This is a genomic window from Flavisolibacter ginsengisoli DSM 18119, assembly GCF_900129295.1.
Lineage (GTDB): Bacteria > Bacteroidota > Bacteroidia > Chitinophagales > Chitinophagaceae > Flavisolibacter > Flavisolibacter ginsengisoli.
This window is the reverse complement of record NZ_FQUU01000012.1, coordinates 133,148-158,776: the sequence shown is the minus strand read 5'-3', so window position 1 is coordinate 158,776 and position 25,629 is coordinate 133,148. Positions and strand designations below refer to the sequence as shown.

Sequence of the window (25,629 nt, the reverse complement as noted above, 5' to 3'; positions counted from 1 at the left end):
GAAGAACCTTTTTGAGAGAGGATCTCTATAAAATGATAACCAAACGGAGTTTTAACGATACCAGTTTCCCCTGTTTTATGAGTGAATATAAAATCATTGAACGGAGGAACCATTTTACCGGTTGTTACATTATCATACACACCACCTGTGCTTTTGCTTCCCGGGTCTTCTGAAAATTTAGCAACCAGGCTATCGAATGGAGTACCGTTTTTAAATAGGGTTTGAATGCTGTCTATCAAATGTTTTGCTACTGCATCTTCCCGCACCGGAACCATTTCACCAGACTGTGATTGCTGTTGGGTAGCTATCAATATGTGGCGCACTTTTACTGTATCAGGTAAAACCTTTTCATCGATGATCTTTGAAAGAACGTAGGTTCCATTTGTTCCTGCATCGAGGTAAGGTCCGTAAACCTTTCCAATGGGTGCACTTAATATGGAATCTTTATTAGGTTGCTGTATTGCTGATTTGCTTATAAAGCCAGCATAGAAAGGCATGGAGCTGTTACGGGCAATAAAATTCTCATAATTGGTCAATGTATCAAATTGCGGCTTCAGTTGCATGACAGCTGCTTTTGTAGCTTCGCTATCCTTTGCGTTAGGAGCTGCGCTAAAGGTTACATAGCTAATAGAACGAGCTTCGTCTTTTTGTTCGAAATCTTTTTTATGTTCATCAATATAGTCCTGTATCTCTTTGTCAGTAACTTTTACGGTGCTGTCAGAAATGCTGGCATACGGTACAGCAACGAAAGAAACTTTTGCCATCAGGCTGTTATCAATATTCTTCTTTTCGATGAACCACTTTGGAAAATAAATACTGTTGGCCAGTAATGAAGTATATTTTGTCATCAGGCGGTCTTTCTCCAAAGACTCCAGGTATTGGTTCAATTGATCCTTATCCTGTTGTGTTCCCTGCTTTTTGATCTGGCTGATAAACTGTTGCGCCTGCACACCATTATATACACCTGTGTTTGGATCTGCAAAACGTTGCTTCAGATCTTGCGGAGGGTTCGCTCCATATAATATATCTCTTAACTCTTTTTCACTAACTGTCAGTCCCAGTTCATCGTATTGTTTGTTCAATACCACATCATTTATCTCCTGGTCCCAAACTGTTTGCACTATCTGCTGGCGGCCAGCCTCACCCTGGTCATAACCCTGCTCTTTCTGAAATTTTTCAGTAGCATCTACACGCTTGGCAAATTCCTGGTAATCTATTGATTTACCATTGATCTTTCCCACAGCATTGCTTCCTCCTCCTGAAAATAAACCGGTACGGCCTGCAAAGGCATCCATCATAATGAAGCCCAGTAGGGATAACGCAATTGCTATCACAGCCCAACGTGCATACTTATCCCTGATGTTTTGAATAACTGACATAGTGGTGGTGTTCTTATTTTAAAAAACGGATGGCGAAAATAGGGAATTTAATGGTATGCACAAATTGTGGAAAACCCCTGGAATCCCCAATTTTAAAGGGTTTTAATGGGTACTTAACAAGATTTTAGTGCTCCTTTTCTATATATAATAATATATAAGTACTGCCACCGCAGGGATTTTAAACGATTAGCCAGGCACCCCGGGTCCACTGTTGACATGGTATCGATCTTAAAAGCATACCCAATATCACCTTTTTATGCTTTACATAAAGAAAATGCTGAACTTATTGCCTTAACGAATTTTTGTTTCAAACATGCCTTAACCAGGCCTATTGCCGGTATTACCCCATCCTTCTCCCTATCTACGCTATACCTACGCCCTATTTACGGTATATATACTCCGTGACGGTACGGAGTATCTATACCGTAGCTATGCTGTTACTATACCTTAACTATTAAGGAACCTGAGCCAAGGTTGCCTGGAATCTGGAAAATACCCGGAAGGGGTGAAGAAGGTGCCTTGTGAAGTGATACATATATATATGTATCACAAATAAATTTTTAGCGGAATAAATCAACTGAATATATCCTTTTCATAAAATTTAGATGCCTGTCCTTTGTTTTCCAGAGTTGGATTAAACTAATTGCTATCACTTCTTAATCATAGTTTCTGTTGTAATAAGCTTTTAAAACTGCTGCCTTTTTGATGTTGATATCCTTGTTTCAATGTTGATAAACTCCGTGGAACTGTGACATGAAACGTGTACTCTTGGACGGCAACTAAATTTTTTACGAATGCTCCAAAATTTATGTGAGTTAACCCCCGGTTATCCTTAGAGAATCCACAGCAAAAAAATCTCATAGCAGTGCTTTCTTATACAACAGTATGAAATTCACATTCTGTTAATACACGCCGTTTTTACACTGTCTTCGATAACTTTGTTGTGGATTACCAATTGGGTTTTGTGGATAAAGCAAGTTTGTTGATTTCACCAAATTTTGATTTTGCTAGTTATCCCCTAATTCACAGCCCTAATAGTAATAGGTTTAATTAAATAAAATAGAATACTATATATTATTACATGGATAAGGAAATGTTGATTACTCAAAATGATATACTCGAAAAAGGATTTTATGATGTTGACATTGATCCGACACTTGATCTTTTTGCAGAGATAGAAAGATTGAAGAAAGAAAAGAATGCGATCATACTGGCGCACCTGTACCAGGAACCCGACATTCAAGACATTGCCGATTACATTGGCGACTCCCTGGGTCTCGCTCAACAGGCCGCAAAGACCGATGCTGACATGATCGTCTTCGCAGGCGTACACTTTATGGCTGAAGGGGCAAAGATCCTTAATCCGTCTAAAAAGGTGGTTATTCCCGATCTGAAGGCTGGCTGCTCTTTAAGTGAAAGTTGTCCGCCACCATTATTTAAAAAGTTCAAAGAACAGCATCCGGATCATTTGGTTATTTCCTACATCAACTGCAGTGCGGGTATCAAGGCATTGAGTGATATCATTTGTACCTCTTCCAATGCCAAGGCTATTGTTGATAGCCTGCCTGCTGATCAGAAAATAATATTTGCACCTGATAAGAACCTTGGTGCCTGGGTGAACAAGGTTACGGGGCGTGATATGCTTTTGTGGAATGGTGCCTGCATGGTCCACGAGATATTCAGCCTGGAAAAGATAACCAGGTTAAAGGTTCGTCATCCTAATGCGAAAGTGATAGCACACCCTGAATGTGAAGAACCTGTGTTAAGAGTGTCTGATTTTATAGGATCCACCACTCAACTTCTTGCCTATACCAGGAATACCCCTCATACCGAGTTCATTGTGGCCACTGAGGCCGGCATCTTGCACCAGATGGCGAAGCAATCGCCTGGTAAAACGTTTATTCCGGCTCCTCCTGATAATAACTGTGCTTGCAATGATTGTCCTCACATGAAGAGAAATACCCTCGAGAAGGTGTACCTGTGCATGGAATACGAGCAACCGGAGATACTTATGGAGGAAGGCTTAAGGATACAGGCTAAAAAATCGCTTGACAGGATGCTGGAGATCAGTGCGCAACTGGGATTATAAACTTTAAATGGGTTGTTGTGGCATACATGTGTATAAAGTACTGAAATGCATGTTGTATGAATGATAAACAGAAGTTGGTCACCATCAAACTTATTCATACAGCCATATGGGTGTTTTTTAACGTGGTTATTTTTTACCTGCTCTATGCCGTATTGATCAACAGGATTGATAAATGGATATGGATTGGTTTGTCACTCATATTCCTGGAAGGGGTGATACTGCTAATCTTTAAAAATATTTGTCCTGTAACCTTAGTTGCTCGCAAATATTCGTCCTCGGACAGGGATAACTTTGATATTTACTTACCTGAATGGTTAGCCCGTTATAATAAACAGATATATTCCAGTATAGTTGTCCTTATTATTATCATCCTTTTAGTCCGCTTGCTTAGCTGAATTCTTCCCAAAGGCTTTTACTTTTATCAAAACAGGTTTTCCATTGATGGTGAATATTTTTTTCACGAAGGGCATGTTTAATGAGTCTATTTGCCATACCAGTGGAGCATTACCCAGTAATTGAAAATACTTACCTGCCTAACAGTATGGTGCACACTAAAATTATTATAAGGCAAATAGCTTGAATTCTTTATCAATCAAAATAAACTATCCGGTTATTCTGAATAAGTGAATACACTTAGTGGTTAAAGTATAGCAAAGGATAATGATAGGAGAGATTCTTCGTTTATATATGAACGTTACAAGTTTGCTCAAACGCTCACGGGGCTATTTGTTTTTTAAAAGAAGAGGATAGTGTATTATAAATTACAAAGACCAAAATGGTTACTTCTTGTTGTAAGAAGTATATTTCTTTTTATAGGTTCTATTAAGGCTAAAATGAATTCAATAAATTTAGCCCCGTTATGATGCATCGTCATGTGCCATTTTTAAAGAACGTTTTCTTTTACAGCATCACTGCTTACGGAGGACCGCAGGCACACATTGCCATGATGATGAAGATGTTTGTTCAAAAAACGCCCTATGTTACGAAGGAAGAATTATTAGAGTACAATGCATTTTGTAACCTGTTACCGGGCGCTTCGTCTACACAGACTGTTACGCTGATTGGTTACAAGCGAGGCGGGGTTCCTCTTGCCGTTGTAACCTTATTGGTATGGATTGCACCCGCGTGCATTTTAATGGGAGCTTTTTCTTTCCTGCTGCATTACATTGACCAGGGTTCGCTGCACACCAATATTTTCAAGTTCATTCCTTCACTGGCTGTTGGTTTCCTGGTTTATGCTTCTGTGATGGCATTTGGAATTTCTATCAGGAATACAATTACCTGGGTGATCATGCTTGTGGGTATCGCTGCCACTTATTTCCTTTTTAATTCACCGTGGGTATTTCCATTACTGATTGTATTGGGTGGAGTGGCTACTAATCTTAGCCATAAGAGGATTCCGCAGGTGGAGCGAAAACCAAGTAAGATCAAATGGTGGAACATCTGGTTATTTGCTATCATTTTTCTAATAGCTGGTACTACGAGTGAGCTGGCCCGTAAGAATGAATGGCCTCACAGGAAACCCATTAACCTGTTTGAAAATACCTATCGTATGGGAAGCCTGGTATTTGGGGGAGGGCATGTATTGATGCCGATGATGTACGAACAGTACTCGGTTAGGCCTAAAATCATTTATGAAACCAGGCCAAACGCCAAAGGAAATATCATTGATATTGACAAGGATGATATGACCACAGGTATGGGAATCGTACGTGCTATTCCGGGTCCTGTGTTCTCTATTGCTTCTTTTACCGGGGGCATGGCCTTGAAAGATGAAGGCAAACATATGCAGGTACTGGGGTGCCTTATTGGTACCATTGCCATATTTCTTCCATCAGCATTGCTGGTTCTTTTCTTTTTTCCTATCTGGAACAATCTTAAAAAGTATGCTGTAGTTTACCGTTCATTGGAAGGGATAAATGCTGCTGTAGTGGGGATCATGATTGCTTCCACGCTGTATATAATGAAAGATATTTCCCTGGTTGGCACCAATTCTAATAGCTTGATCAATATTGGTGTGATCATTACCACCTTCTGCTTATTACAATATACCAGGATAGCTGCCCCATTGATAGTAGTGGCATGTGTGATATTGGGCTATTTCTTCTGAGGCTTCTTGAAGAAATTAAAGGATAGTATTTCTTCTTCAACACCTGGAGGTACCAGGTACTTTATGGATTTACCAGCTTTTATAAGTTCACGTATATGAGTGGCCGAAATTTCCAACAGGGGAGCATTCATGATCTGAACCCTGGCTCCATGTGTATTATCCACTTTAAAACCTGGACGTTCATAGATAATAATGGGGTAGTCCCTGATTATAACCTCAGGATTTTTCCATTTACCCAGGTTTTGGAATCCATCACTTCCCATGATAATTGAGAATTGATAAGTGGGGTACTTTTCTGATAAATAGGTTAGCGTATGTACGGTATAGGATGGTTTGGGAAGGCTGAATTCTATTTCAGATGCCTTTAGCCTGTCATCACCCTCAATAGCTTTTTGTACCAGGTGAAGCCTGTCGTATTCATTTAACAGGCTGTCTGAATGCTTAAATGGATTTTGAGGGGATACTATAAACCAAACCTTTTGAAGATCTGTTTCATTAAGAATGTGGTTGGCAATGATAAGGTGACCGATATGAATAGGGTTGAAGGAGCCGAAGTATAATCCAATCTTCATTTTAATGAATTGAAATTCAATCTATTGCTTTTCAATAATGATCTGGTTGGCTTCATTGATGCGTAAACTGAGAGAATAACCTGCCACTCTCACAGATATGGGATCTCCGAGTGGGGCTTTTTGTTCTACAACGATCTCTTCGCCTGGAATGCATCCCATTTCCATCAGTTTCAATTCAAGATCAGGGCTTTCAAACTCCTTGATCCATGCCCGTTCTCCGGGTTTTAGTTGTGACAACTTCATATTTATCATTCAAAGCTAAAGTATCAATAGCTACAGGTTTACGATTTTTGGGTTATGTCTAAAGTTATTACAGGGCAAATCTATTTCCACTACTCAGTCAGGCCTTTTAGCTTTTCAAAGAGGAATGATCTAAAGATGTTCCTTAAAAGACTGTGTATGAAGGAGGGTAAGCAGGTTGATACGATCAATTTCATTTTCTGTACTGATCAATACCTGTTAGGACTCAACAAGAAACACCTCAACCATGATACTTTAACCGATATCATCACATTTGAGTACAATCCTCCTGGGCAAGCTTTACTATCAGATATATACATCAGCATAGAAAGGGTAAGGGATAATGCCGTGGTATTTAAGACCAGCTTCTCTCACGAGCTGCATAGGGTGATATTCCATGGTGTTCTTCATCTCTGCGGATACAAGGACAAGAAGCCTGAAGAGTCCAAATTGATGAGATTTAAAGAAGAGGAATATCTACAGAAATGGTTTGTTCCACGTGGAACAGCATGATTCTAACATTACAATTTTAACTAGGTTTCACGTGGAACACGTGGCTACCTTTGCAAGCTTATGTTTCAAGAATATGATGTTATAGTAGTAGGAGCAGGGCATGCGGGTTGTGAAGCCGCGGCCGCTGCGGCTAATATGGGTTCAAATGTCTTGTTAGTAACCATGAACCTGCAAACCATTGCACAGATGAGTTGTAACCCTGCAATGGGAGGAATCGCTAAAGGGCAAATAGTAAGAGAAATTGACGCCTTAGGTGGGTATTCCGGAATAGTCTCCGATGCTTCGATGATACAATTTAGGATGCTGAACCGTTCAAAAGGCCCGGCAATGTGGAGTCCAAGATCACAAAATGACAGGATGTTATTCTCCCAGAAATGGAGAGAAATGCTGGAAGAAACAGAAAGAGTAGACTTCTACCAGGATATGGTGAAGGCATTGATCGTGGAAAATGGAAAAGTAAAGGGGGTTATTACAGGTTTAGGCCATGAAATCAAGGCAAAGGCTGTGGTACTGACCAATGGAACTTTTTTAAATGGCGTTATTCATATTGGCGAAAAAAGGTTTGGTGGTGGAAGAGTTGCAGAAAGAGCAGCTGAAGGACTTACTGAACAATTGGTAAGCCTTGGGTTTCAAAGCGACAGGTTGAAAACGGGTACGCCTCCCAGGGTAGATGGCCGTTCGCTGGATTACTCAAAGATGGAAGAGCAACGAGGAGATGAGATCATTGGCGGATTTTCTTACCTGGATGTCGAAAAGCCAAAAACTCAAAGAAGCTGCTGGATCACTTATACTTCCACTGAAGTACATGATATATTAAAGACAGGGTTTGACCGCAGCCCAATGTACACAGGCAGAATAGAGGGAACTGGTCCAAGGTATTGTCCAAGTATAGAAGACAAGGTGAATCGATTTGCTGAGCGCGACCGTCACCAGCTATTTGTTGAACCAGAAGGTTGGAATACGGTAGAGATCTATGTAAATGGCTTTTCAACTTCACTTCCTGAAGAAGTTCAATACGAAGCATTAAAGAAGGTACCTGGATTTGAGAAGGTCAGGTTCTTCCGTCCTGGTTATGCCATAGAGTATGATTTCTTTCCACCTACACAATTACAATATAGCCTTGAAACAAAGGAAGTGGAGAACCTGTTCTTTGCGGGCCAGATCAATGGAACAACAGGATATGAGGAAGCTGCCTGCCAGGGAATAATGGCTGGTATTAATGCGCACCTCAAGACAAGAAATGAAAAACCTTTTATCCTGAAAAGGAGCGAGGCTTATATAGGCGTTTTGATAGATGACCTGATCAGTAAAGGAACACAGGAGCCTTACCGGATGTTTACATCCAGGGCGGAGTTCAGAACCCTGTTAAGACAGGATAATGCTGACCTGAGGCTAACAGAGATGAGTTATAGAATGGGTTTGGCCAGCCAGGAAAGGATGGATAAGGTGATTCAAAAGAAACAGGATGTAGAAGCCATCAAGGAAAAGATGGGAACTACAAGCCTGGAACCCACAGAAGTCAATCCTTTCTTTGAAAGCATCAACAGCGCTGCCATTATGGAGAAGCAAAAGGTTGAGAAAATTATCCTGAGACCAAACGTGAGCCTGGATCAAATGCGTTCTAAGGTGAATACAATTGACCAATTACTAAATGGATATTCAGCTGAATCCATTGAACAAGCAGAGATCCAGGTGAAATACCAGGTATATATAGATAAGGAAAAAGATCTTGTTGACCGGATGAAACAACTGGAAGACCTGGAGATCCCTGAGCAGTTTGACTATAAAAGGATTGTAGCCCTGGGAGCAGAAGCCAGGGAAAAATTATTAAGGGTGCGTCCAAGAACCCTTGGCCAGGCAAGCCGTATATCAGGCATCAATCCAAGTGATGTGCAGATACTAATGGTATTTATGGGCAGATAACGAGTATAAATTACTGAATGAAAAACCCTCCAGGTGGAGGGTTTTTTTATGTGATAGGCAGTATAGATATTGCTGAAAAGCAGTTAATATTTATTGTTTATCAATAAATTTTATTTGAATATTGATAATTAGTTAATAGCTTTATACTATTAAAGCAATGATGATGAGATCTACATATATTCTTTCCTTCCTTAGAATTTCAGTATCTGTATTATTTTATATACTCCTTGTCTTCTCCGTATTATTCTTAGTAGCCTCAATAGCTTCAATAGCTGGTAATGATAAGGCAGGAGATCTTACAAAGAAATCATACAGCTATAGAGTAAAGGCTTTTGGATTACAAAATACCAATGAACCATTTACTTATTCGCAGGACAGTATGGTTAAGTACCAGAAAGTAGCGGATGAATATTCTGTGGTGTTAGAACCCAGTTCAACAATAGGTTACTATGCTTTGATCATGAAACTGGTTTATATGGCACTGGGGCTGGTTATACTATGGAATTTTAAAAAGATATTTAAGGAAACCAGTTTTAGGCAACCATTTAAAAACACCATTATCAAAAGATTGAGAACACTGGCAGCACTATTTATACTTTCTGATGTTATTAAGCTATTGGATTATTTTCTTTTCAATAGTTATTTACACCATTCAATAGCTTCCACAAAATTCCAATTACTGACAGATGTAGGCAATGGGGTTATTACGGGATTGGTGATACTGGTCATTGCTGTTATTTATGAAAGGGGAAAAGAACTGGAAGAAGAAAACGCATTAACTGTTTAAGCATGCCAATAATTGTGAACCTTGATGTTATAATGGCAAGGAGAAAAATATCACTCTCTGAACTTGCAGAAAAAGTGGATATAACACTTTCCAACCTGTCCATACTAAAAACCGGTAAGGCAAAGGCCATCAGGTTTTCTACATTGGAAAAGATCTGTGAAGTATTGGATTGTCAGCCAGCTGATATCCTGGAATTTGTAAAAGAAAATAAGAGCAGTTCTGAATGATCCCAGGTGTTGATATTATGAAGCTGTGACAGATTCTTTCTTTTGTTCTTCTAACCGACGATAATAATTCATAACAGCCCTGATATCCCCAAAGCTGTAATCATCTCCCAATCTTTGCCTGATAGATGTTGCTGTCATTCCCATATCTTCTATCACACCAAGAATGGCCTTTGTTTTAGATTCAGAAACCAATTCACTTACATCTATCTCACCACTATAAACAAAACTGGCCAAATGGCTTTCGATAGTTCCCAGTGCCAGGTTTCGCAGTGCTGCAATTTCTGTCATGGATTTGCCTTCCCTGAATAAGGTTAGACTGTCCCTGTGTGAGGCACCTTTTTCTGCTTTGACCTTCTTTGAATCTTTTACCACCGTTCTGTGTTCAACCGAGTCAAAAGCATAGGTAACGAAATGCATGTTGCCATACTGCAGGTTGTTCAGTTTTTGCAAATGCGAAAGGATAGAACCTTCTATCATCTGCACTTCCTTATAGTATTTTTTCACCTTGCTGGCATATTGCAGGGAAGAGAGATGTTGCTGCATAGGATGTAGCACTTCATCTACCATTGCTTTGGCCAGGTAGGGAATAGCCTTGTTGACCCGCTGTAATAAAAGGTCTGTATTCCCACTGGTTAATACCTGCTGCAGTTGCACCACAAACTTTTCGGCTATGCCAGCCTGTTGTTTTACTTTATCCAGTATTTCCCTGTTGAAGGTTAATGCTTCTTCTGTGTTAGGTAACTTTTTCCCAGGAATAAGCTCTTTCCATTCGAGTATAGCCTTCACCGGTTTTTGCCAATTGAATGCCTTGATGAGTGCATCGCCCTGGAATTTTAATTTCTCTTCCTTCAGTAAGTTTTCCAGGTACGCGTCGTTGGCTTCCTTTTGTGCAAATTCCAATACCCTTGGGTCTGTGGCAATAGAATGAGGGAAAATGCGTGAGTGCAAAACCAAACCATCAAGTGAGGTACACCGGCTCAGGGCAACATATACCTGGCCCGCTGCAAAAGAAGAACCTGCATCAATCACTGCTTTCTCAAAGGTCAGGCCCTGGCTTTTATGTATGGTAATGGCCCAGGCTAACCGGATAGGGTATTGGATAAAACTTCCCAATTCTTCTTCTTCAATGTTATCCTTCTCCTTGTTATAATTGTAACGAACATTCTTCCATGTTTCCTTTTCCAGTTTCAACTCAGGCTCTCCATTATTAAAGGACACGAATATTTCATTATTCGCAATCTTTTTCACGATAGCAAGTTTACCATTATAGTATCGCCGCTCAGTCCCTGAATCATTCTTTATGAACATCACCTGGGCGCCCTCTTTGAGTTGAAGATCAATTTCAGTAGGCAATGCTTTTTCTGAGAAGTCGCCGGATAATTCTGCTTTAAAAGAATGCAATTTTCCCGGGAGCTTTTTCAGCTCTCCGTCATTGATCACATCAGCCTTGCGGTTGTGTGTAGACAGTGTAATATATTTCTGACCTGTTGGGGCATTAAAGTCCGGGTCAAACTTTTTATTTAATTCATTAAGATCTGCTGGCACAGGCACATTATTGCGTACCCGGTTCAGGATATCAATAAAATGCTGTTCATTCTGGCGGTAGATCTTTTTTAATTCAATATAAAGTGGTTGGGCTTCCTTAATAGCTTTGGAAGCAAAAAAGAAAGGGCTTTCATAATAGTTCTGTAAAATATTCCATTCCTGCTGCGGAATTACCGGGGGCAACTGGAATAGGTCACCTATATATATTACCTGGACACCGCCAAATGGAATGTGAGGTTGCCTGCGGAAATGACGCAGGATCGTATCCATGGCATCAAGCATATCACAACGAACCATGCTCACTTCATCAATAATCAGTAGTTCCAGTTCCTGCAATAATTCTCTTTTAGCTGTGGTAAAATGAATATTCCGGAAAAGACTGTGTTTATCAGTAGCTATATTGTCGTTATTAAAACCACTAACTGTTCCGGGCACAAAAGGCCCAAAGGGAAGCTGGAAAAATGAATGCATGGTTACCCCACCCGCATTGATGGATGCTACTCCGGTTGGCGCCACTACAACGGCATTCTTTTGAGTGGACTCCTTAATATATTTCAGGAAGGTTGTCTTACCCGTGCCTGCCTTTCCAGTAATAAATACATGGCGTGAAGTGTGATTAACAAGGTCGGCGGCAAGATTAAATAAAGTGTTGGAGGCGTCTGTTTTCTGCATGATCTTCTGCTTATAAAAATAGTTCAAATAAGGCTTGAAACCTGTTTATAAACGCTTAATTAAGATGATTTTAATTGATAATTAAGCAATAAAAAGCTGGTGATGAAACCTTCACCACCAGCATATAAAAAGCCACCAACAGTTCATTTTGAAGATTTGTCTCCAAGCAGCAGTAATTCATTTACCTGCACTTCTGTAAAGTATTTTTTAACCCCATCTTTGTCATTGTATGTCCTGTTCATCAGTTTCCCTTCAATAGCAATTTCCGATCCTTTGGTCAGGAACTTCTCTGCTATTTCTGCAACCTTACCCCAGGCCACCAGGTTGTGCCATTGGGTTTCTGTAACTTTTTCTCCTTTAGTATTACGATATACTTCATTGGTAGCTACGCTGAAGCGTGCAAGTTTTTTACCGCCATCGAGTGTTTTAATCTCGGGATTATTGCCCAGGTTTCCAATCAGTTGAACTTTGTTTTTAAGTGCGTACATAACATTTAATTTGTGCCCCTTGGTTAATTACGGAGCGATTTTAAAATTTATTTATTTCAGTCAGCCAGGCGCCGTTCGGCTGACAGAACAAAGATGGGGTCATCGAAAAGCCATACCCGGTTTTTAACCGTTTGCTTTCGTCTATACCCGTTTATAAGCGTTTGTACACGGATATATTATTGATTATCTGTTGAGAAACATTAATGCTAGTGTCCTCAAATTTTTATTACAATTATGGATTACCCGCTACAAATTGTTGGACTCAAAGAAAATGTACAAGCTAGTCGGCACCTGGCAATATGCGGGAACTTCAAATAACAAAGAGCATTGCATTTGCTCCAAAATAACTGATGAACTTTCATTGTCCTATTTGCGAAAAATGCAAAGCCTTCTAACTATTGGCAAAATTCAATTAGAAAACACTTTATGGAAAAATTACTTTTGTGAAAGATTACTAACTGTGCCCAACTTCTGCTAAATGACCATGAAAAATGAGAAAGGCAATGACCTGGAAAGTTACAATAGTTCGACATGCCTTTACCATTTGGAATAAGTCGAATTGAAAATAGTATAATACTGCTTTTGCCGGTAAACTGCATGAAGAATGTAAGTAGATAGCCTTTCAGGTGATTGCTTAATTACTGCTTTGAAAGATTCCGATATCAATTGATAGATATGCTATGCAAACAAACCTGGCTTTATGAAAATACATATGCGAGGGAATGCAACTATTTCAAATCATTTAAAAATCGGAAAATCATGAAAAAAGAAAAAGCTTACACAAGCCAATGCAACTGCTTAACCGCCGGAATGAAATTTTATGTTTGTCTTTTTGTATCGTTGTTATACGTTACAACCGGTTGTCGTAAAGAAATTACACCCGTAACATCAAATGAAAATAATGATGTGCTAAGTTTAAAGGTATCCAAAACCGACATGAAGGCGACAATTGTTGTGCAGCCCGGAAGTTCAATACAGGCTGCAATTACTGCCGCTGTTGCAGGGACTGAAATCAGGATCAAACCTGGCACATACAAAGAAAAAGTTGTTGTTGACAAACCTGGCATTACATTATCCGGTGATGGAAATGTTGTTATCGAAAATCCGGGGGGTATAGACATCGGCATTAAAGTAGTAAAAGGGGCCGATGGGTTTATGTTAAGTAACGTTACGGTTCAGGGTTTTACAGACAGAGCTGTAGAAATAAAAGAAATAAACGGACTTTCTTTATCACATGTGACTGCAATTGGTAATAACACTGAAGAATTTGGCCTGTTTGTGCAAGATTGCACCAATGGTACTATTGAACATTGCGAATCGACTGGTCATACCGATACAGGAATCTTTGTCGGCGAATCAACCAACATTTCCATTTCACAAAACAAATCTTATGCAAACACAATCGGTATTGAAACAGAAAATGTATCTGATGTAACCATTGACAAAAATCACCTGTACGACAACTCCGCAGGCATTTTAAGTTTACTTGTTCCAGGGAAATCAGTATCGCTATCATCCAACATCAAAATCACAAAGAACCAGGTTCGTGATAACAATCATACTAATCTGCAAAACGATCCTACGGAACTGGAAGCCATTTTACCAAGTGGTATTGGCATATTGATTTTAGGACCTGACAATGTAATGGTAGAAGATAACCATGTAACAGGCAATCAATACACAGGGATTGCAGTTGTAAGTACAGCTATCCTTGGTCCAACACCAGGGATTGATCCGGTTCCGGACAATGTGAAAGTTGTTAGCAACCAGGTAACAAGCAACGGTTTGAATCCGCAATCATCGACTTTCCCGGCTTCTTTTGCTTCTGACCTGCTTTGGCTGGGGCCTGCTATTGGTGCAACTGGAAGTGGAAACTGCTGGAGCAAAAATGAGTATAACACATCTTTCCCATCGCCACTACCTGATTGCAACTAAATAGCCGCGCCATTCCTTCTTTTATTGAAACAAAGCCCAACAGCTTTGTTTCATTTTATGTAGTCTCTTCAATAACATGGGGTCAATAAATAAGCAAATCGGGTGGGTTGTCCTTTTGCTTTCTTTATCCGTTTAAACGTTTGTACACGGATATATAATTGATTATCTTGAGGCAAAGACTAACAATGCTTCCTACAATTTCTTCACGGAAATGCCTTGCCTGTGATAAAAGCCTGCAGGGAAGGACTGATAAAAAATTTTGTAATGACTATTGCCGCAACGCCTATAACAACCAATTGAAGGCTACTACGAGCAACACGGTAAGAAATATCAATAATATTTTACTCAAAAACCGGCGTATCCTTGAGCATGTGGTTGGGGATGAAGAAATGGGAAAGATCAATAAGGAAAAATTGCTACAACAGGGTTTTCGCTTCAATTACCTTACACATACCTATACCAATAAAAAGGGTAATATTTACCACTTTTGCTATGAATATGGATACCTCCCACTTGAGCATGAATGGTACCTAGTGGTGCGCAGGAAGGATGAAAAATAGGCGTGGCCCATCATTTGATAATTAAATAATTAGTGTAATTTAGTAATCCACAAAACACTTCTTTGAAAAACCTTTCGTGATCCAACCTTGAAAAAAGCGCATTGTTCGCTAAATCAAAAGACTCATGAAAAGGTTAAGCCTGGTTTTGATCTCTACCCTTATTGGGTATGGTGTGTTTGCACAGGTATCTTTAAAAGATATCACAGGCTTACTAGAACTTAACCGCAATAAGCTGGAAACTCATCTTCAGAAAAAAGGCTTTAAAAGATCATTCCTTCCAGATAACAATGCAATTGGCTACTCACAGTCAAAGTTTGATAAAAAAGACTCCATAGATATATACCGCAATTTCGAGATCCTGAATCATGTTGACAACCCGGGATTATTATACAGTACATCCTGTAAAGAGGAGTGGTTATCATTTATGAATGATATGAAAATGGCGGGTTTCCATTTTATAGAGTCAAAGGATACCTGCAAAACGATGTTGTATCAAAAAGAAGAATGGTTAATGAGTTGCTCAAGGAAAATGGTAGATACATCCTGGATGTATATAATTCAGGCTAACAAAAAACTGATTCCTGATGCCCGGAACATTGGTTATGCCGAAGACCTCCTTACCCTGGATGCACATGAATATCTTGTAGCAGCCTTTGGCAAGTCCAATGTAAAGACGGATTCTTTTATGTTTTCCCAGAGTTTGGGCAGTAAGTGTAGCGTCATATTTCCTAATACCAGTCACCAGGCTATTTTCATTTGGAAGGACCAGGAAAATTTAAGAGATATTTCCTTTATCATTATTGGGGAACAATTGCACAACGAAAGCAATAATAATATCAATACAGTTATGTTGTCACGTTGGCGCTCCAGCCAGGGAGTGTATTGTGGCATGAGCCTTAAGGAAGTGCAAAACCTGAATAAGCAGCCCATTAGTTTTTATAATTGGCGTACAGAATCTGCCGGGTTGCTTGCTCCAAGAAATAAAGGCGAGATCAATTTCAGCAGGATCATGCCTGTTTTCAATTGTATGAACTGCAGTTTTTTGTATGTTGACCAGTCAAGGGATATTATTGGGTCTGACTATGCACTGGATGAAAATCAGAAAGTGTACGTGGCCAGCTATGTTGTACTACCGGAAAAGGAAGAAGTTGAAAAGACCTGGCAGACAAGTATGAAATAATACAGAGAACACTCGTGCTTTAACCCTGTATGTTTTAATAAATAGCAACTAAAGTATGTTGAAACTATAGGCTATTTGATAGATTCTCCCTAAAAATAATATTGAAAGGTGATTGATGCTTATACCTGAAAGCCGGAACATAGTTCATTTTTTCATGCTATCCATTATGTGCCTGTTTATAAACCAGGCAATAGGTCAGGGCATAGCTATAGAACCAGTCCAAAAGGATTCATATTATTCGGTTAAGATTTTACAAAACGGAATTGTTCTGGCCATTGACGAAATTCCTTTTTCATTACAGCTTTCAAATATTGATGGAAGTGCTACATCTAAATTGCCAGCACCAACTGCTACGCTCACCCGATCAACAAGAGATGAAATTCATCTTAATTATAAAGTCTTTATTCCTGCACTCACTGTAGATCTTTTTGCAGAAGTTGTTTATAAACTGGTGAACGAAAATGTTGTGAGAAAATCAGTGCGGCTTTTTCAACCTTCTATGCCTGGTTTGAAATTCATTTTAGAAGAGAAGACATCACCTTTTACTGCTCCGAAACAGTTTGTAACATTTGAGGAGAATGATTTTCCTGGCGGATTAGTGCATGAAATATTTCCTGCAATTGGATTCATTACTCCCGGCAACTATGTAGTTGCTGTACTTACAGATGCAGGTTACAAAAATCAATATACCAGGAATACCAGGCGCAGGTTTACCGAAAATGGTGGCGGATTCGTGGGTATGAGAAAACTGGCTGATGCAAACCTGTTTTCAATATCTGATTCTTTTAAAAACAGGAAAGGTGAATACTTCCTTAAACAATCTTATGGAGAGTACTACGACCTGGACTATGCAAAAGATTCGACCATAAATCTTAAGGACCAATTCAAAATGAGGGGGGATTTAAATGTGCTAATAAAGGATAATTATGTTTCTTTTAAAGGCAACACACATATATCATCCGGAGCAGAAGCTGTAGTTCATCTTCCTGGTCAAAATGTGTATACTATTTCATTCCAGGCCAAAGGGAATAAACCTGTTATGATGAAACTATTCAGGGTGAAGAATGGCAAAAAAACGATAGAACTGGAAGATGGTGTAAAATACATTGACAATTTTCCAACGGATACTGCAAATTGGAAGGTTTTTAAAGGAAGTATATTAATACCATACATAGGCAACGATGACATATCTGTATTCATTGGTCCATCGGGAAAGAATGATGTACATCTTGACATAAAAGATTTCAGGATTGTACAAAACCAGGTTGCCCCAAAGCCTTATAACATACTTCCACAGGGAGATACCGTTGAAAAAACAAGTTACATTTTCATTGAGCCCTGGCAGTCTCAACATCAATTCATGGTCTCGTGCCAAACCAGGTTGGCAGAAGGCATGGGCTTTCAAGGTTCAGCAATTGAAAAAATGATGTACGCGAATGTGAATATGCTCACCTGGATCTCAGACATCAACGATTTCTCTCCTTTCCTTGTTCCCAATATGAATTATGCACCCGATATGTATAACAGGGATACCTATTTCTCCGTTGTGGCAACGTATAATAAATATCTCAACCTGAATCTTTGGGAGGAATGGGGCAAGACGCAAATTGCAAATGGTGCTATCGGCACCATCATCACTTCTTCTATGGGATCGGTTGAAGTAAAAGATAATGAAGCAACCATCTTATGGTTGCAATGGGCGTTACTTAATAGGAGAAGATTTAAAGCAGAATTGCCAAAGGAAAAAATAGACAGGGCTGTTGCATATGTATTGAACGAATTTGATCCTGACAGGGATGGCGTTTGTGAAGCGCATTTCCCTTTAAACCAGGTAGATGTAATAACCTACGAACCAAAAACCCATCGTCTTGCAGCAAACCAGGGAATGTTTGCTGTAGCATTAAAAACAATCAAGGCTCTGGGTTACGATGAGGTTAGAGAAGGTTATATCAACAAAGCTGTTGCAGCCTACAAGAATTTTTATGACCCCACCCGTAAACATTTACTATTTGATACCAGGTATCCAGATCTAATTTCTCTTACAGACCTTGAACCTGAATTTTTATCTATCTGGTTATTCAATGAAAAAATGCTGACTGACGAGATGGTCATAAACCAATTGAACAGGATGCCACTACTCAATAAAAATTCAAAAGCACCACATCCCGAATTAGGTACCACCGCCGCTATTTTGATCAGGGTTACTGGCAGGAATCAATTTTCCTATTTCACCAAAGACTATCAACCATTTGAGAAATTCGGAGATGAGAATTATACTGATGGGAAAAATGATGGCTATTATTATAATGGCGGAAGTTGGTTTCGCCCCGAATATTGTGCATATGTTACCGGACTGAAACATGGGTGGAAAAATGCCTTAAGCATGATGGAAAACAGGGTCTGGGCAGAAATGAATCTGAATCCTGCATGGCCGTTTAGTAAAGAGTTCATTCCAACAAAATGGACTACAACAGATTCCTGGTGGCCTAGTACAAAAGGCCTAAGCTGGAACGTATTTATATTAATGGCCAATGAAGTGGCGGGATTAAGAAAGCCTGGATTGGAACAGGGTTACTAATGATGCTGTTCGATAGGTTAATAACCTGTCAAATCTTTGTAAGCCTACCAAGATCGATAGATTTGACTGCTTCATAATTCGTAAGAGTATTATGATGCATAAATCCAGTGAAGCGCAGTCTTGAAGAGCTATACAAACAAAAAGAGACCACATCTCTGTGATCTCTTTCTCTGTGGTGTGGGGCGAGGCGTAACCTTCTTTCTTTACCTTTTCTTTCTTTTTCCTCGTTTTACATTGAGCTTATTATTAATCTCGATTCTGACAACATAAACGGCTTGGGAGAAAATACAGTTAAAAATGGTAGTAAAACTTTAGCGTACCCCGTGGCGCACCCCAGACAAGTATCTTATATTTTAGCAATAAGTTATTTGTCTATGTACGTCTCATTTTATCTTAAAAGAACATCCAGTAAGAATCCCACCGCAATTTTCGCAAGAATCAGCTACGGATCAGATATGGGTCTTAAATATTACCTTCCAGAGAGCATACATCCTGTCTATTGGAACAAAACCACCCATAGGGCAAAGGAAACAGTTAAATTTCCTGAATACCCAGAATTCAATGCAAGACTGGACAATATATCAGCCAGGATCAAGACAACAATAAGAAAAATGATCAATGATGGGGATTTTGAACATCCAACACCTGTCGAGCTCAAAGAAGCCCTTGATCGAATTTTAAAAGGTAAAATCGCAAAGCGCAAAACGGTGACATTTCTGGATTTCTTCACCGATGTGATCGATCAATCAAAGGCAGGAATCCGACTTAATCATAAGACCGGAAAACCTATTTCAGTCAATACAATAAAGACGTATTCCACAGCCCTAGAGCATCTACGATCCTTCCAAACTAGTGATAAAGAAGTAATTAGCTTTTCTAATATTGATCTTCATTTTTACTCCCGTTATACAGCATTTCTAATTAAGAAATATAAACTCTCCACTAATTCCATCGGGAAGGACATCCAAATCATTAAACTTTTGATGAACGAAGCTGCGGAACATGAACTACACAGCAATTTTGCCTTTAAGGGAAAAAGATTTATAACAGTTCGTGAGAAAGCAGATACTGTATATCTCACCAAAGAGGAACTGGAAGCCATGATAGCTCTAAATCTTTCTGATAGGCCTAAACTTGACCGAGTTCGTGATTCCTTCATTATCGGCTGTTACACGGGATTGAGATTTTCTGATTTCTCCAACTTCAATGCCGAAAAGATTAACGGAGGATTTATTGAGCTCACTCAAACAAAAACTGGAGATCCGGTGGTAATTCCCATACATACGACAGTTGATACTATTGTTAAAAAGTATTGCGGTAAGCTTCCTAATCCAATAAGTAATCAGAAAATGAACAAATATCTCAAGGAGATCACGAGGCTCATTCCTATGTTGAGAAAACAGGTGGAAATAAAATTCACTAAAGCTGGTGAAAAGCAGGTGCTCTCACCAGAGAAATGTGATCTTATCAGCACTCACACAGCAAGAAGGTCATTTGCCACCAATGAATTTCTTGCTGGCACACCAACATTGACCATTATGGCGATCACAGGCCACAGGACCGAAAAGGCATTCCTTAGGTATATCCGTGTAACTCCAAGTGAACACGCAAAACTCCTTAAGCAAACGTGGGAAAAAAGAAATATGGCCTAAATTGTACTTTTCTGAACTGTCATGATACCTGGAACTACTGAGACAATGGAAACGCTGCTGCGATTTCAGACCGAAAAAATTGGATACAAGCTATTCGATGAAATGACATCACATGTCATCGTGAAAGAAAAGTTCACACAGTTGGGGATAACACCTGAAATCACACTTGAAGAGGTCGGTAAGAAGTATGACCAGTACTCTGGTATATGGACTGAATTTATTAAAAGATTTGACTTCGCGGGAGATAAGATTGGGTGCATTGATCTCCACATAGCTAAGATTAGAAAGAAATACGAAACTGTTCTGCCAGGGAATGACTATATCTCAGTTCTTTTAAATGCTGATGTGCCAGGCGGGAAATGGCATTGGCCAGCCGGCTATGTTTCCTACCATTGCAAAATGGAAGGATATAACGCACAACTTAAGGACTTATCACTTCCACTTGTTTCAATGCTGGGATTCGCTGAACGTTACATTGTAGCAAAAATCGAAGCGGCTCTCAATTTAATTTCCCTTGGCTACGCCAATGCTAAATTCCATAATTCACTCCTTAAAAAAAAAGAGGAGCTAACCGGAGAGAAACATCATTACGTACCTTTCTCGATAATTGAGCTGCACGAAAGCTTCTCAGATAAAATAAATTGGAATGGGACAGTTCCGGAGTTTGTCAATGTCATTAAGCTGCTGATCGATAAAGGATATTTAAATGAGTTTAAAACTAAAGAAAGTTTAATCAGAACCCTTCTAAACCACTTCAATTTAAGGAGCCAACGAGGACCTGCATCCGCAGGAGTACTTAGAGACTATTTTGGCAATGATCATTACACATTTTCGCCAATGGACTATCGCCTTAGAGAATCTGATAACAAAGGCAAGGATATACACAAAAAAAAGTAGTATTCGCTTAACGAAGCATTGAGGAAGTTTTGAGGAAGTTCGCCCAAAGACTTTCTGTCCCTTTGTGAAAAGAATATCAATGATCGTTAATCACAACAACCTGCCAGAAGGCGTTCAGGGTTTATATCAACTGTTTGCCGAGCTTAAAGAATTCCGCGCTTTCGTAGAAAGCTCAATAACAAATTGTTCAAACGCACCCCCTCCCGATGATTGGCTTACTAAACCTCAAGTGGCTAAACTCTTGGGGGTTTCACTTCCAACAATACTGAAATGGACGAAGTCTGGTCAGCTTAAGGGATATAGGATTGACCGAAGAGTCCGCTATCGCAGATCAGAAATAGATAGTGCTCTTAAACCCATTGTTACACAATTAAATAAAAGATAGCATGCAAAACAACTTTAATAAAAGGACAGTTTCCATTGATCCGCTCACCGTAAAGCCACACCCATTCCTAGCGCTCTTCAACGACATTCCTACAGAATATTTTGTATCTACCTGGGTAAGGTTCATGTCACTTAGAACGGTGATCATTGATACCACAGGCAGACTGATTGCAGGTATTGAAGATGTGATAGCAGCACAGAAAAATAGTCTTTCTCAGATAGATGCCATTCAGGTCGATATGAGTGAGGAAGACCTTGTGCGTTTCATTAATCTGAATCAAAAAACTGCGAGAAAAGATTATGGGACCAAATATTTAGTCATTTCTTTTCTTGAGCACTTTTTCTCCGGCCCAGAGGGTAAAGTTCTTTTTGATTCCATTCCCGGAGACATTGATGAAACTATTGCCACGCTTTTAGACTGTTCATCATCTTCCGTTCAAAACATAAAGTTTATGGGAACACATGACCCGGATGTTTTTGAAAAAATTGCCAAAGGCGAAGTGTTGTATTCTGAAGCGTTGCAGATTATACGGGATGGCAACGAGGAAAAAGGTATCAAGCCCAGAGGTGGAAGAAACCCGAAAGTGACCCAGACCGAAAGATCTGAGTTCCCTGTTGGCTCTATAAGTATATCAGTTCCTCGGATTGGCGATTTCTTAATGACATATAGCAATGGATCCTCCATTGCAACATTCAACTCGCAAAATATTTCTGGCTTCTATTACTATGATTTTGATGAGATTGACAGTTTCAGCAATGAGATAGGTGCAACGCGTTACGTTTTCCAATCTGCGGACCAGAAGAGCAGTATCCACCTAATTGTTAACAATCCTAAAAATCTTTTCAAATAAACTATGACTATACAATCTCCAAAACCAGTCTTTATTTCAACTTGCAGCGGAATCGGTGGATTTGACAAAGGAGCGAAACTTGCAGGATTTAGGTGCATATATCAGTCAGACATAGACAGAGCTGTTGAAGCAGTCTTTAACCAGAATTATGAAAGCCGGTCAAAGTATGGCTTTTCCGACCATAGAACCACCACCGGTTTGTTTGAGGTTGCAGCCATTGAGGACCTGAGTTTTAGTTCAATCAGCAATAGTGTAAACATCGCAACAGGTGCTGGTCTGTCAAAGGGTGATGTTGATCTATACATCTCTGGCAGCCCCTGTCCAGATGGTTCAGCTGCCAATCCGAATCATAAAAACTTCACTTATCGCAACAGGCTAATGTTGGACCAGTACAGGCTTGCTTACGAAGGTGAAATAAAGGTTGGAGTTTTTGAGAATGTGCTCGGTTTTCTGAACAAAGACATGGGTCACTTCCGCGCAGAGCTGGCTACTTCCTTGAGCCGGATCATGAAAGAATATTATATTAAATCTGCCATTCTTAACGCAAAAGACTATTCTTCAAGACAAGATAGAGATAGGTTTATTACAATGATTGTTAGAAAGGACTTGGGAGTTCAACCGAGTTTTCCTGAACCCGAACCGTTTGATTCAGCAAACTACATGCACAACCTTTTCCCGTCAGTAAGCCATTATTTCAGTAAAGGAGGTGGAATGATCACAACTTACAGAAAGCATTTCAGAACAATGACCGCCTCTGGTTCAGTACACTTCTTTGAAAGTGGTATTAAAAGACCTATTACTTTGAACGAGCGTCTCGTACTAAGCCATCTGGAGGGTTATGACCTTGATGCCAAACTTTCCGATGGAACTCCTGTTTCCGTTCAACAATGTATAAGGATGCTTGGCAACATGGTTCAAATTCCATTTGCTCATAAGCTACTGCAATATGTGAGAGAGAAAATCTTAGGGCTTATGTGAGATTATTAATAATCCCAAATGCGTTTATAACAGTTTCCGATTGTGTAAATAATGTCAACCGATCGCCTTGTGGAGCGATATAATTGTTGTCCCATTGCGCAGATAATTCTAACGTTTCCTAGCAAGTTTCGCCTCGCTACAGTATTTAAAAGATGTAGCGCGTCATCCATTAGCGGTGGTGAATGATGCGGAAACAATTTAGGGATCAACCCTTGCCCGTCAGAGAAACACCGCACTCTTTCGGGCATTTTTATTTTTAATGTTTGGTTATTATGACAATTTAAAACAACAACGGAAATCGAAGGTCATTGACATCACCTCACTTTACGGAATTATTAAAGATCATCCAAGCAAGGAAAAAATTCTTAAGCTTCACAGGTTAAACAAAGGCACGCCTGAATACAATTCATTAAAGTTGCAACTGCCCTGTATAACAGCTCCGTCAATTTGTAATCAAACCAAGGACTACAATGACATCATCATGATGTCCGGCTATTTGTATTATGACTTAGACGATGTTTACGACCTGTCAGATACAATTGGAAACCTGGTCACGTTGCACGGGGATAAAATCACTTTGGCCTGCATGTCGGTCGGGGGAAAAGGAATTTCATTCTATGTAAAATGCAACGGACTGACGAAAGAGAATTATCCGCTTGTGTTCACTGCTTTAACATCTGAGTTTGACGGCTTCAACCTTGATAGTAAATGCTCAAACCCTAACAGAGTACATATTCTACCTTATGATCCAAACGCATATTTTAACCCGGATGCGTCTATAGAACTTTCATCCTTGACATCTGGCAAAAACAAGTTATCTTATAGGCTTACCACCTATGAATGTTCACAACCTAATACTGAAGGGAAAAATGATCAAAGGTTCACACTTGTGCCCCTTGATGAGTTGATGCCCAAGGTAAAATGGGAAAGCTATTGTTACCACGGCCCTGATGACTTCGAGATCAAGGAAATCGATTACTGCAAGCTATTATATCCTGAGAAAAGAATTCCGAATGGCAAGAAAAGAACAACGTTTACCAGGTTGGTAATAACGTTTTGTTATTGCAACCCGCAACTGGACTTCGATCACGTTCTCTCCTTTATTAACCTGGTAAACAACGACAGGACAGAAGAGAGAATGGTCTTTTTAGAAATGGTCAGGCTGGTCAGGTCCGTGGTTGCCGGATTCAGGTCCGGTAAACTGCAAGTGCCGACAAGAAAGAAGTTTGTTCACATCAGTAAAGCTTTCCTGGGCAATAAGAAAGCGTTGGCCAATCAAGTCAACGGTTTAGTCAAGGAAAGCAGAAGCCGGCGGCGGATCAGAGCGATAATGGAACTGCTTGAGCAAGCTGGCGAGAATATTAACCCCACCTCTATCGGTAAGTACACAGGATTAAGCAGGTCAACCATTTACAGGAACATAAATAAAGAACCGGGGATTGACGTACCTGATATTGTTTTCGATTCAATCCTGAAAGAATTAAGAAATGAGATATAAACATTGTATCATTCAGTAGATATAATTAAAGTAGTTATGGAATTCTACTGAACGATACACAAAAAAGTCCTTATGGACTTTACAACTATTTAAAAATAACGAACATAATGAAGAAGAAAATATTCGATAAAGACCTAAGGCAGATATGCCTTGACTATGTTAAGTTGTTACTTGAAGTAAAATACGGATGCCGGGTTGAGCAGGATGGCTCTTCAATGGAAGTGTGGAGCCCGAAGGGTTATAAAAGGAATTTGATTAAAGTTGATGTTGAAAACAACGCATCGCCAACCGTTGGCATCCTGATCGCCAGAATGATTAATGGAAGGAAAGTTCCAGTAATTACTGATTACCATATAGTCAAATTCATAGGTGTAGAGGGTGTCTATTCTCTTGAAGAAGAAAAGCTTCAAGAGTTATTGTTGGACAATAACATTCCACAGATAACAAGCGAGGACGGCTATGGCATATATTCAATCTTCGATAAACAATTGTTGTTGGACAACTGTTCATTCGTAGCGGCATAGCCTCCGCCTTGTTTTTTTGTCCTGTCCTGTTCTTTCCCTTAAGGTGG

The 25,629-nt window shown here is 39.6% G+C and carries 23 protein-coding genes; 18 read left to right on the top strand and 5 right to left on the bottom strand.

All coding sequences use genetic code 11. The features are described from left to right. Window positions 1-1,379: peptidylprolyl isomerase (locus BUA53_RS14440; protein WP_175546086.1), on the bottom strand; the 1,379-nt coding region annotated here is incomplete at its 3' end. A gap of 1,093 nt (window positions 1,380-2,472) precedes the next feature. Between BUA53_RS14440 and nadA the strand changes: the two genes are divergently transcribed. The 3 genes from nadA to BUA53_RS14425 all read left to right on the top strand — a co-directional run bounded on the left by nadA (window position 2,473) and on the right by BUA53_RS14425 (window position 5,578). Continuing rightward, on the top strand, window positions 2,473-3,468 hold the full coding sequence (gene nadA, locus BUA53_RS14435; RefSeq protein ID WP_245793127.1) for a quinolinate synthase NadA: 996 nt from the start codon (window positions 2,473-2,475) through the stop codon (window positions 3,466-3,468). A 56-nt stretch (window positions 3,469-3,524) separates the two neighbouring features. Then, the gene (locus BUA53_RS14430) at window positions 3,525-3,863 is read left to right on the top strand and encodes a hypothetical protein (protein ID WP_072836091.1); all 339 of its coding nucleotides are present in this window, start codon (window positions 3,525-3,527) and stop codon (window positions 3,861-3,863) included. Between the two features lie 464 nt (window positions 3,864-4,327). Beyond that, on the top strand, window positions 4,328-5,578 hold the full coding sequence (locus BUA53_RS14425; protein WP_072836090.1) for a chromate transporter: 1,251 nt from the start codon (window positions 4,328-4,330) through the stop codon (window positions 5,576-5,578). Here BUA53_RS14425 and nadD read toward each other — a convergent pair. Together nadD and BUA53_RS14415 are read right to left on the bottom strand one after the other, a co-directional pair. Next, the gene (nadD, locus tag BUA53_RS14420; RefSeq protein WP_072836089.1) at window positions 5,566-6,150 is read right to left on the bottom strand and encodes a nicotinate (nicotinamide) nucleotide adenylyltransferase; all 585 of its coding nucleotides are present in this window, start codon (window positions 6,148-6,150) and stop codon (window positions 5,566-5,568) included. The two genes, BUA53_RS14425 and nadD, sit on opposite strands and share 13 nt — an antisense overlap. A 21-nt stretch (window positions 6,151-6,171) precedes the next feature. Continuing rightward, window positions 6,172-6,393, bottom strand: a complete 222-nt coding sequence (locus BUA53_RS14415; protein WP_072836103.1) for a FeoA family protein — start codon at window positions 6,391-6,393, stop codon at window positions 6,172-6,174. A 54-nt stretch (window positions 6,394-6,447) separates the two neighbouring features. Between BUA53_RS14415 and ybeY the strand changes: the two genes are divergently transcribed. The 4 genes from ybeY (at window position 6,448) to BUA53_RS14395 (ending at window position 9,840) form a co-directional block, all read left to right on the top strand. After that, window positions 6,448-6,903 (top strand): rRNA maturation RNase YbeY, encoded by a 456-nt coding sequence (gene ybeY / locus BUA53_RS14410; RefSeq protein WP_072836088.1) that lies wholly within the window; start codon window positions 6,448-6,450, stop codon window positions 6,901-6,903. 60 nt (window positions 6,904-6,963) lie between these two features. Next, a complete protein-coding gene (mnmG, locus tag BUA53_RS14405; protein WP_072836087.1) occupies window positions 6,964-8,826 on the top strand; it encodes a tRNA uridine-5-carboxymethylaminomethyl(34) synthesis enzyme MnmG in 1,863 nt (620 codons plus the stop codon). Window positions 8,827-8,983: 157 nt separating this feature from the next. Next, window positions 8,984-9,613 (top strand): DUF2975 domain-containing protein, encoded by a 630-nt coding sequence (locus BUA53_RS14400; RefSeq protein ID WP_084080091.1) that lies wholly within the window; start codon window positions 8,984-8,986, stop codon window positions 9,611-9,613. 2 nt (window positions 9,614-9,615) lie between these two features. Continuing rightward, window positions 9,616-9,840, top strand: coding sequence for a helix-turn-helix domain-containing protein (locus tag BUA53_RS14395; protein ID WP_072836085.1), 225 nt, complete (start codon window positions 9,616-9,618; stop codon window positions 9,838-9,840). 15 nt (window positions 9,841-9,855) lie between these two features. Here BUA53_RS14395 and BUA53_RS14390 read toward each other — a convergent pair whose 3' ends face one another. Further along, a complete protein-coding gene (locus tag BUA53_RS14390) occupies window positions 9,856-12,057 on the bottom strand; it encodes a helix-turn-helix domain-containing protein (RefSeq protein WP_072836102.1) in 2,202 nt (733 codons plus the stop codon). 143 nt (window positions 12,058-12,200) lie between these two features. After that, window positions 12,201-12,545, bottom strand: a complete 345-nt coding sequence (locus tag BUA53_RS14385) for a single-stranded DNA-binding protein (protein ID WP_072836084.1) — start codon at window positions 12,543-12,545, stop codon at window positions 12,201-12,203. Window positions 12,546-13,355: 810 nt separating this feature from the next. On the opposite strand from BUA53_RS14385, the gene BUA53_RS14380 reads away from it, so the two are divergent. The 11 genes from BUA53_RS14380 (at window position 13,356) to BUA53_RS14330 (ending at window position 25,582) form a co-directional block, all read left to right on the top strand. After that, window positions 13,356-14,480, top strand: a complete 1,125-nt coding sequence (locus BUA53_RS14380; protein WP_175546085.1) for a right-handed parallel beta-helix repeat-containing protein — start codon at window positions 13,356-13,358, stop codon at window positions 14,478-14,480. Window positions 14,481-14,665: 185 nt separating this feature from the next. After that, on the top strand, window positions 14,666-15,040 hold the full coding sequence (locus BUA53_RS14375) for a hypothetical protein (protein WP_072836082.1): 375 nt from the start codon (window positions 14,666-14,668) through the stop codon (window positions 15,038-15,040). 124 nt (window positions 15,041-15,164) lie between these two features. Then, window positions 15,165-16,220 carry a hypothetical protein gene (locus tag BUA53_RS14370; protein ID WP_072836081.1) on the top strand — a complete coding sequence of 352 codons (1,056 nt, stop codon included), beginning with the start codon at window positions 15,165-15,167 and terminating at the stop codon, window positions 16,218-16,220. Window positions 16,221-16,335: 115 nt separating this feature from the next. Continuing rightward, window positions 16,336-18,798 carry a hypothetical protein gene (locus tag BUA53_RS14365; RefSeq protein ID WP_072836080.1) on the top strand — a complete coding sequence of 821 codons (2,463 nt, stop codon included), beginning with the start codon at window positions 16,336-16,338 and terminating at the stop codon, window positions 18,796-18,798. 275 nt (window positions 18,799-19,073) lie between these two features. Beyond that, the gene (locus tag BUA53_RS14360) at window positions 19,074-20,450 is read left to right on the top strand and encodes a site-specific integrase (RefSeq protein ID WP_139256450.1); all 1,377 of its coding nucleotides are present in this window, start codon (window positions 19,074-19,076) and stop codon (window positions 20,448-20,450) included. 21 nt (window positions 20,451-20,471) lie between these two features. Then, entirely contained in the window at window positions 20,472-21,347 is an 876-nt protein-coding gene (locus BUA53_RS14355) for a hypothetical protein (protein ID WP_072836078.1), read from the top strand. 79 nt (window positions 21,348-21,426) lie between these two features. Beyond that, a complete protein-coding gene (locus tag BUA53_RS21750; RefSeq protein ID WP_072836077.1) occupies window positions 21,427-21,732 on the top strand; it encodes a helix-turn-helix domain-containing protein in 306 nt (101 codons plus the stop codon). 1 nt (window position 21,733) lies between these two features. Beyond that, a complete protein-coding gene (locus BUA53_RS14345; protein WP_072836076.1) occupies window positions 21,734-22,582 on the top strand; it encodes a hypothetical protein in 849 nt (282 codons plus the stop codon). A 3-nt stretch (window positions 22,583-22,585) separates the two neighbouring features. Next, a complete protein-coding gene (locus BUA53_RS14340; protein ID WP_072836075.1) occupies window positions 22,586-23,560 on the top strand; it encodes a DNA cytosine methyltransferase in 975 nt (324 codons plus the stop codon). Window positions 23,561-23,819: 259 nt separating this feature from the next. Beyond that, window positions 23,820-25,058, top strand: coding sequence for a BT4734/BF3469 family protein (locus BUA53_RS14335; RefSeq protein WP_072836074.1), 1,239 nt, complete (start codon window positions 23,820-23,822; stop codon window positions 25,056-25,058). Window positions 25,059-25,165: 107 nt separating this feature from the next. Beyond that, entirely contained in the window at window positions 25,166-25,582 is a 417-nt protein-coding gene (locus BUA53_RS14330) for a hypothetical protein (RefSeq protein WP_072836073.1), read from the top strand. Window positions 25,583-25,629: the final 47 nt, after the last annotated feature.

Bases quoted from the DNA above. Each gene is read 5' to 3' on its own strand.
- nadA (WP_245793127.1), top strand. From the start codon at position 2,473: ATGTTGATTACTCAAAATGATATACTCGAAAAAGGATTTTATGATGTT.
- BUA53_RS14430 (WP_072836091.1), top strand. From the start codon at position 3,525: ATGAATGATAAACAGAAGTTGGTCACCATCAAACTTATTCATACAGCC.
- BUA53_RS14425 (WP_072836090.1), top strand. From the start codon at position 4,328: ATGATGCATCGTCATGTGCCATTTTTAAAGAACGTTTTCTTTTACAGC.
- nadD (WP_072836089.1), bottom strand. From the start codon at position 6,150: ATGAAGATTGGATTATACTTCGGCTCCTTCAACCCTATTCATATCGGT.
- BUA53_RS14415 (WP_072836103.1), bottom strand. From the start codon at position 6,393: ATGAAGTTGTCACAACTAAAACCCGGAGAACGGGCATGGATCAAGGAG.
- ybeY (WP_072836088.1), top strand. From the start codon at position 6,448: ATGTCTAAAGTTATTACAGGGCAAATCTATTTCCACTACTCAGTCAGG.
- mnmG (WP_072836087.1), top strand. From the start codon at position 6,964: ATGTTTCAAGAATATGATGTTATAGTAGTAGGAGCAGGGCATGCGGGT.
- BUA53_RS14400 (WP_084080091.1), top strand. From the start codon at position 8,984: ATGATGATGAGATCTACATATATTCTTTCCTTCCTTAGAATTTCAGTA.
- BUA53_RS14395 (WP_072836085.1), top strand. From the start codon at position 9,616: ATGCCAATAATTGTGAACCTTGATGTTATAATGGCAAGGAGAAAAATA.
- BUA53_RS14390 (WP_072836102.1), bottom strand. From the start codon at position 12,057: ATGCAGAAAACAGACGCCTCCAACACTTTATTTAATCTTGCCGCCGAC.
- BUA53_RS14385 (WP_072836084.1), bottom strand. From the start codon at position 12,545: ATGTACGCACTTAAAAACAAAGTTCAACTGATTGGAAACCTGGGCAAT.
- BUA53_RS14380 (WP_175546085.1), top strand. From the start codon at position 13,356: ATGAAATTTTATGTTTGTCTTTTTGTATCGTTGTTATACGTTACAACC.
- BUA53_RS14375 (WP_072836082.1), top strand. From the start codon at position 14,666: ATGCTTCCTACAATTTCTTCACGGAAATGCCTTGCCTGTGATAAAAGC.
- BUA53_RS14370 (WP_072836081.1), top strand. From the start codon at position 15,165: ATGAAAAGGTTAAGCCTGGTTTTGATCTCTACCCTTATTGGGTATGGT.
- BUA53_RS14365 (WP_072836080.1), top strand. From the start codon at position 16,336: ATGCTTATACCTGAAAGCCGGAACATAGTTCATTTTTTCATGCTATCC.
- BUA53_RS14355 (WP_072836078.1), top strand. From the start codon at position 20,472: ATGATACCTGGAACTACTGAGACAATGGAAACGCTGCTGCGATTTCAG.
- BUA53_RS21750 (WP_072836077.1), top strand. From the start codon at position 21,427: ATGATCGTTAATCACAACAACCTGCCAGAAGGCGTTCAGGGTTTATAT.
- BUA53_RS14345 (WP_072836076.1), top strand. From the start codon at position 21,734: ATGCAAAACAACTTTAATAAAAGGACAGTTTCCATTGATCCGCTCACC.
- BUA53_RS14340 (WP_072836075.1), top strand. From the start codon at position 22,586: ATGACTATACAATCTCCAAAACCAGTCTTTATTTCAACTTGCAGCGGA.
- BUA53_RS14335 (WP_072836074.1), top strand. From the start codon at position 23,820: ATGTTTGGTTATTATGACAATTTAAAACAACAACGGAAATCGAAGGTC.
- BUA53_RS14330 (WP_072836073.1), top strand. From the start codon at position 25,166: ATGAAGAAGAAAATATTCGATAAAGACCTAAGGCAGATATGCCTTGAC.